The organism is Teichococcus aerofrigidensis (assembly GCF_054073225.1).
In genome coordinates this window covers 22,873-29,468 of record NZ_JBSXMU010000043.1, presented here as the reverse complement: position 1 = coordinate 29,468, position 6,596 = coordinate 22,873, and the positions used below count along the sequence as shown (strand labels likewise).

Below are 6,596 nucleotides of genomic sequence, written 5' to 3'. Positions count from 1 at the left end.
CGCCTCCGCCGCGCGAGGCGCCGGCCTTCCAGCTGCCGCCGCTCGAGCTGCTGGCCCCGCCGCCCGCCCGCCGCGCCGCCGGCCCGACCGAGGAGGCGCTGCAGAACAACGCCCGCCTGCTGGAGAGCGTGCTGGAGGATTACGGCGTGCGCGGCCGTATCGTCGAGATCCGCCCCGGCCCGGTCGTCACCCTCTATGAGCTGGAGCCGGCGCCGGGAACCAAATCGGCCCGCGTCATCGGCCTGGCGGATGACATCGCGCGCAGCATGAGCGTCATGGCGGTGCGCATCGCCACCGTGCCGGGGCGCAACGTCATCGGCATCGAACTGCCCAACGCCAAGCGCGAGACGGTGTTCTTCAGCGAGATGATCATCGCCGAGGACTGGGGCCGCAATGGCGGCAAGCTGCCGCTGGCGCTCGGCAAGGATATCGGCGGCGCGCCGGTCATCGCCGACCTCGCCCGCATGCCGCACCTGCTGATCGCAGGCACCACCGGCTCGGGCAAGTCGGTCGGCATCAACACCATGATCCTGTCGCTGCTCTACCGCTTCACGCCGGATGAGTGCCGCTTCATCATGATCGACCCGAAGATGCTGGAACTGTCGGTCTATGACCGCATCCCGCATCTTCTCGCCCCCGTCGTCACCGAGCCGCCCAAGGCGATCGGTGCGCTGAAGTGGACGGTGCGCGAGATGGAACGCCGCTACCGCGCCATGTCGCAACTCGGCGTGCGCAACATCGGCGGCTACAACGAGAAGGTCCAGGCGGCGCTGGCGCGCGGCGAGGTGCTGACGCGCCGCGTGCAGGTGGGCTTCGACCCCGAGACCGGCCGCCCGGTCTTCGAGGACCAGCCGCTGGCGCTCGCGGCCCTGCCGATGATCGTCGTCGTCATCGACGAGATGGCCGACCTGATGCTGGTCGCCGGCAAGGAGATCGAGGCGGCGGTGCAGCGCCTGGCGCAGATGGCGCGCGCCGCCGGCATCCATGTCATCATGGCAACGCAGCGCCCCTCGGTCGATGTCATCACCGGCACCATCAAGGCCAACTTCCCGACCCGCATCTCCTTCCAGGTGACCAGCAAGATCGACAGCCGCACCATCCTGGGCGAGATGGGCGCCGAGCAGCTGCTCGGCCAGGGCGACATGCTGCACATGGCCGGCGGTGGCCGCGTCAGCCGCGTCCATGGCCCCTTCGTCTCCGACCAGGAGGTGGAGCGCGTGGTCGACTGGCTGCGCGAGCAGGGCGAGCCGGCCTATATCGAGGAGGTCACCGAATCGGAGGAGGAGGACGGCGAGGGCGGCCTCTCCGGCATCGCCGGCGCCTCGGATGGCGAGAAGGGCCTGTTCGACCAGGCGGTGGCGCTGGTCACCCGCGAGGGCAAGGCCTCGACCTCCTTCATCCAGCGGCATCTCTCGATCGGCTACAACCGCGCCGCCAAGCTGATCGAGCAGATGGAGAAGGAAGGCATCGTCGGCCCCGCCAACCATGTCGGCAAGCGCGAGGTGCTGGCCCGCCGGAGCGACGACTGAGACGCGCCCGGCCTGGCCCTGTCCGGCGCCGCGCAGGCGGCCGATCGCCGCGTCGAGCTGCACGAGTTCTAGCCTCGAACATCAGGTGCTCGAGCTGGGAGGAGGACATCCTGGGCCGTGACACGCTGTCCCTCGGCGAGAGCATCATGATCGATATCGACGACGGCTCCGGCGCCTGCCGCTTCGACTTCCTGGCGGTGATGACCAATGGCAGCAGGATCGAGAAGCGGGACGTGAACGTCTGCGAGATCAGCCACTTCACGGTGCGTTGATCCTCCTGACGCACAGGCCGCGGGACGCAGACCGGAGGGCGCCGCCGCTCAGGGCATGGCGGGCACGGCCGGCGCGCCCGGCGTGACCGGCTCCGGAACCGCCTCCTCCGGCGTGGCGCAGAGCCCACGCCGCCGCAGCCGCGCCGACAGCGCCGGATCGGCCGTCAGCACGGCGAAGGGGATGCAGAGCAGCAGCGGCAGCCAGGCCGGCAGGCCCCACAGCCAGGCGGTGCCCCCCGCCGAGACCAGCCCCGCCGCGGTGCCGAGGCCGACGAGCGTATGCGGCCAGAGCATCCGGGCCGTCGCGCGCCAGGGCAGCCCCTGGGCCCGGCGGTTCTGCGGCAGCCAGCCGCCCTGCGCGCCCAGCGCCATCCGCGCGAGGCTGAGCGCCTTGTCCACCAGGCTGATCGGGTCGAGGACGGTGGTGAAGGCGATCTCCGCCGCCGCGCCGCGCAGCACGGCGCGGCGGCCGCCGTAGGGCGCCGCGCGGGCGGGCCGCAGCATCAGCTCCAGATAGCCGGTCAGCTTCGGCGCATGCAGCGCCAGCCAGTTGCCGAGCAGCATGGCGGCCAGCCATGCGGGCGGGGTGCCCTCGGCGCCGCCCGTCGCCGCGTTCATCACCGCCGCGAAAAGCAACAGCAGCCAGATCGGCGCGCCGAGGAAGAGCATGATGGCCTGCAGCAGCTGCCAGCGGCCCATCGGCGTCAGCTCCGGCAGGCCGAGCAACCGCCGGTACTGCATGTTGCCCGCGCCCCAGCGCCGGTCGCGCAGCAGGAAGTCGATCAGGCTGGGCGGGTTGCCCTCCTGGCTGCCCGCCTCCTCCGGCAGGCAGCGCACCTTCCAACCGGCGGCCTGCAGGCGCACCGCCTCGATCTGGTCGTGGCTGAGGATCGGGCTGCCGTCCGGCAAAGGCTGCAGCCGCGCATGGTCCCGGAACGGCACGACGCGCAGGATGGCGTTGTGGCCCCAATAGGGCCCCTCGTCGAGCTGCCACCAGGCCTGGCCGGTGGCCCAGCTTCGCATGCCGGCGCGCATGCCGAACTGGAACAGGCGCGCGAAGGCGCTGTCGGCCGGCCGACCGACGATGAGCTGCTGCAGGATGGCAAGCTTCGGATCGGTCTCCATGGCGGCCACGAGGCGCAGCACGGCCTCCGCCGACATCTCCGAATCCGCGTCCAGGCACAGGAAGAACTCGAAGCCCTGGCCGTGATGGTCTAGGAAGTCCATGACATTGCCGGCCTTGAAGCCGCGGTTCTCGGTGCGCCGGCGGTAGCGCAGCGCCGGCGCGCGCCCCTCGCGCAGCCGGGCGAAGGCGGCGACCGCCGCCTCCTCCGCCACCACCCGGTCCGCATCCTGCGTGTCGGAGAGCAGCCAAAGGGTGAAATGCCCGCCCGCCCCGGCTGCCTCCAGCCCCTCCAGCAAGGGCACCAGCCCGGCCAGCACCTGCGCGGTGTCCTCGTCCCGCAGGCAAAGGGCGATGGCGGTCCGGCTGCGCGGCGGCGGCGGGTCGCGCCGGTATTGCGGCACCAGGATCGCCGCCGGATCGGCATGGCGCAGGCGCAGCAGCAGGCCGAGCACGGCATTGCCGGCGCAGAGGCAGGTCCAGGGCAGCGTGCCCAGCCAGAGCAGCAGGATCAGCAGCTCCCAGCCGCTCCAGCCGCCGGCGCCGAGGCCGCGCAGCATGAGGAAAAGGAGGCCGGCGCCGGGCGCCAGGCACAGGATGAGGAAGGCGATCCGGCGCGGGCCGGAGCGTTCGGCGGCGGGGCGTTCGGCGACGGGGCGTTCGGCGACGGGGCGCTCGGCGGGGCGATGGGTCTCGATCACCCCCTGCCCAGACCACAGGATCATGGCCGGATTGCGCCCGGGGCGTGGCGGCGGCGGGCTACTTCTCGAAGCGCCAGGGCGTCGCGCTCTCCTCGTTCGGGTCCAGCGTCAGCCGGTGCTCCAGCGGCGGGAAGGCCCGGCTGCGGCAGTCGGCGCGGTCGCAGAGGCGGCAGGACAGGCCGATGCCGGTGCGCGCCCTCTCCAGGTCCAGCCCGTCGGCATAGGCCACCTCGGCGGCGCGGCCGAGGTCGCAGCCCATCGCCACCACCTGCACCGGCGCGGGCTCGCCCCAGCGCAGGGCCGGGCCGGTGACGGTCCGGGCGAAGCAGAGGAAGGCGGCGCCGTCCGGCAGCTCGGCGATCTGCACGCGCAGGCTCCCCGGCGTGGCGAAGGCGGTGTGCACCACCCAGCGCGGGCAGGAGCCTCCGAACCGCGCGAAGGGATAGCCCGCCGCCGAGAAGCGCTTGTCCACATTCCCGGCGGGATCGACGCGCAGGAAGAAGAAGGGCAGGCCCCGCGCGCCCTCGCGCTGCAGGGTGGAGAGACGGTGCGCCACCTGCTCGTAGCTGACGCCGAAGCGGGCGGCGAGCAGGTCGAGGTCGTGGCGCAGCGCGCGTGCCGCCTCCAGGAAGGGCGCGTAGGGCATGATGAGGGCGCCGGCGGCGTAGTTCAGCAGGCCGATTCGGATCAGCGCCGTCGCCTCCGGCGTGCTCGGCGCGGCGGGGCCCAGGATGCCCTCCACCGCCTCGCGCGCCTCCAGCAGCATGAGCTGGAAGGCCATCTGGAAGCCGCGGCTCTCGCGGGGGAGGGATTCCGAGAGGTCGAGCAGCCGCGCGGCGGGATCGTAGCGGCGCAGGCTGCCCTCCAGCGGGCCGACGCGCACCCGCACGCCGTGCCGCTGCCGCAGCCGCTCGGCGATGGCGTGGTTCAGCTCGGAGGGCGAGGCGGCGAGCTCGCCGCCGATCGCCTCCGCCATTTCCTCCAGGGCGGGAAAGCAATTGGCATGGTCGCTGAAGAAATCGCGCGCCTCCTCGGTCGGCAGCAGGATGCGGCGGCCGCTCGGCAGGGCGATGCCGCTGCTGTCCTCCCGCGCCACACGCAGCGCGCGGTAGAGGGCGAGCATGGCGCGGGCGGCATTGGGCGCGCTGCCCGAGAGAATGCGCATCTCCTCCTCCGGCAGTTCCTCCAGCCCGAGCAGCGGGTCGGCCAGCACCTCGCGCAGCCCGCCCTCCAGCTGCCGCTCCTCGGCACCGGACAGGGCGGCCAGGTCGATCTGCAGCGTGTGCCCCAGCTTGATCAGCAGGGCGGCGGTGACGCCGCGCTGATCGTGCTCGATCAGGTTCAGGTAGCTGGCGGAGATGCCGAGCCGTGCCGCCAGCGCCTGCTGGGTCAGGTTCTGCTCCTGCCGCAGCCGGCGGAGCGTGCGCCCGATCAGGGGACGGGCCATCTTTACAGCCTTTACAAATTTACCGGCTTAACAGTGAAGGCAGCCACTGTGTTGCCAAGGATATGGCAGATTGGAGGGTGAACTTCGCGGCCGCAATGTGAATTATTGACGCATGGCCGATCGGCCGAGAGACGATCAGGAGAGACAGCATGCGTCCGACCCCCAGCCCCCTTTTCGCACCGGATGGCAGTGCCGCCGGCAGCCCCGCGGGCGGCGACCGCTTCGCCGGAATCCGCCGCGACTACAGCCCGGCCGATGTCGAGCGGCTGGCGGGCTCCTTCCGCGTCCGGCACACGCTGGCCGAGATGGGGGCGAAGCGGCTGTGGCAGCTTCTGCACAGCGAGCCTTATGTGAACACGCTGGGCGCGCTGACCGGCAACCAGGCGCTGCAGCAGGTGAAGGCGGGGCTGAAGGCGATCTACCTCTCCGGCTGGCAGGTGGCGGCGGACGCCAACACCGCCTCCACCATGTATCCGGACCAGTCGCTCTATCCGGTGAACTCGGTGCCGCAGGTGGTGACGCGCATCAACAACGCGCTGCGCCGCGCCGACCAGATCGCGCATATGGAGCGGCTGCAGGGCAAGGCCGAGGACGACACGACCTGGATGGCGCCGGTCATCGCCGATGCCGAGGCCGGCTTCGGCGGCGCGCTGAATGCCTATGAGCTGATGCGCGCGATGATCGAGGCGGGTGCCGCCGGCGTGCATTTCGAGGACCAGCTGGCCAGCGAGAAGAAATGCGGACATCTCGGCGGCAAGGTCCTGGTGCCGATCAGCCAGCATATCCGCACGCTGAACGCCGCGCGCCTCGCGGCCGATGTGGAGGGCGTGCCAACCGTCCTGCTCTGCCGCACCGATGCCGAGAGCGCGCAGCTCCTGACCGCCGATATCGACGAGCGTGACCGCCCCTTCATCAGCGGCGAGCGCACCGCCGAGGGCTTCTTCCGCATCAAGCCGGGCGTCGGCAAGGAGTACGCCATCGCCCGCAGCCTGGCCTACGCGCCCTATGCCGACCTGCTGTGGTGGGAGACATCGGACCCGGATCTCGACGACGCCCGAGCCTTCGCCGAGGCCATTCACAAGGAGTTCCCCGGCAAGCTCCTGGCCTACAACTGCTCGCCGAGCTTCAACTGGAAGCGCAAGATGGGCGATGCCGCCGCGGCGCAGTTCCAGCGCGAGATCGGCGCCATGGGCTACAAGTTCCAGTTCATCACCCTCGCCGGCTTCCACAGCCTGAACTATTCGATGTTCCAGCTCGCTAAGGGCTACAAGGAGCGCGGCATGGGCGCCTATTCCGAGCTGCAGCAGGCCGAGTTCGCCGCCGAGGCCGATGGCTACACCGCGACGCGCCACCAGCGCGAGGTCGGCGTCAGCTACTTCGACGCCGTCGCCACCGCCGCCTCGGGCGGTGCCTCCAGCACGACCGCCATGGCGCACAGCACCGAGACGGCGCAGTTCCATGACGAGACGAGCCACGCCACCCCGGCGATGGCCCAGTAACCGACAACGCCAGACAGGGACGCAC

5 protein-coding genes are annotated in these 6,596 nt (G+C 71.2%); 3 read left to right on the top strand and 2 right to left on the bottom strand.

Features of this window, described 5'->3' with window-relative positions; all coding sequences use genetic code 11:
• Together ACVMLK_RS11155 and ACVMLK_RS11150 are read left to right on the top strand one after the other, a co-directional pair.
• Window positions 1–1,529 (top strand): DNA translocase FtsK (locus ACVMLK_RS11155; RefSeq protein WP_457486437.1); only part of this gene is annotated, 1,529 nt, incomplete at its 5' end.
• Between the two features lie 146 nt (window positions 1,530–1,675).
• Window positions 1,676–1,801 carry a hypothetical protein gene (locus tag ACVMLK_RS11150; RefSeq protein WP_457486436.1) on the top strand — a complete coding sequence of 42 codons (126 nt, stop codon included), beginning with the start codon at window positions 1,676–1,678 and terminating at the stop codon, window positions 1,799–1,801.
• 48 nt (window positions 1,802–1,849) lie between these two features.
• Here the strand turns inward: ACVMLK_RS11150 and mdoH are convergent, their stop codons facing one another.
• Together mdoH and ACVMLK_RS11140 are read right to left on the bottom strand one after the other, a co-directional pair.
• Window positions 1,850–3,649, bottom strand: coding sequence for a glucans biosynthesis glucosyltransferase MdoH (mdoH, locus tag ACVMLK_RS11145; protein ID WP_457486435.1), 1,800 nt, complete (start codon window positions 3,647–3,649; stop codon window positions 1,850–1,852).
• 34 nt (window positions 3,650–3,683) lie between these two features.
• Window positions 3,684–5,072 carry a helix-turn-helix domain-containing protein gene (locus ACVMLK_RS11140; protein ID WP_198368032.1) on the bottom strand — a complete coding sequence of 463 codons (1,389 nt, stop codon included), beginning with the start codon at window positions 5,070–5,072 and terminating at the stop codon, window positions 3,684–3,686.
• Window positions 5,073–5,221: 149 nt separating this feature from the next.
• Between ACVMLK_RS11140 and aceA the strand changes: the two genes are divergently transcribed.
• A complete protein-coding gene (aceA, locus tag ACVMLK_RS11135; protein ID WP_198368033.1) occupies window positions 5,222–6,571 on the top strand; it encodes an isocitrate lyase in 1,350 nt (449 codons plus the stop codon).
• Window positions 6,572–6,596: the final 25 nt, after the last annotated feature.

What these genes read in the sequence shown, in the direction of transcription:
- ACVMLK_RS11150 (WP_457486436.1), top strand. Translation starts at nt 1,676, where the DNA reads ATGATCGATATCGACGACGGCTCCGGCGCCTGCCGCTTCGACTTCCTG.
- mdoH (WP_457486435.1), bottom strand. Translation starts at nt 3,649, where the DNA reads ATGATCCTGTGGTCTGGGCAGGGGGTGATCGAGACCCATCGCCCCGCC.
- ACVMLK_RS11140 (WP_198368032.1), bottom strand. Translation starts at nt 5,072, where the DNA reads ATGGCCCGTCCCCTGATCGGGCGCACGCTCCGCCGGCTGCGGCAGGAG.
- aceA (WP_198368033.1), top strand. Translation starts at nt 5,222, where the DNA reads ATGCGTCCGACCCCCAGCCCCCTTTTCGCACCGGATGGCAGTGCCGCC.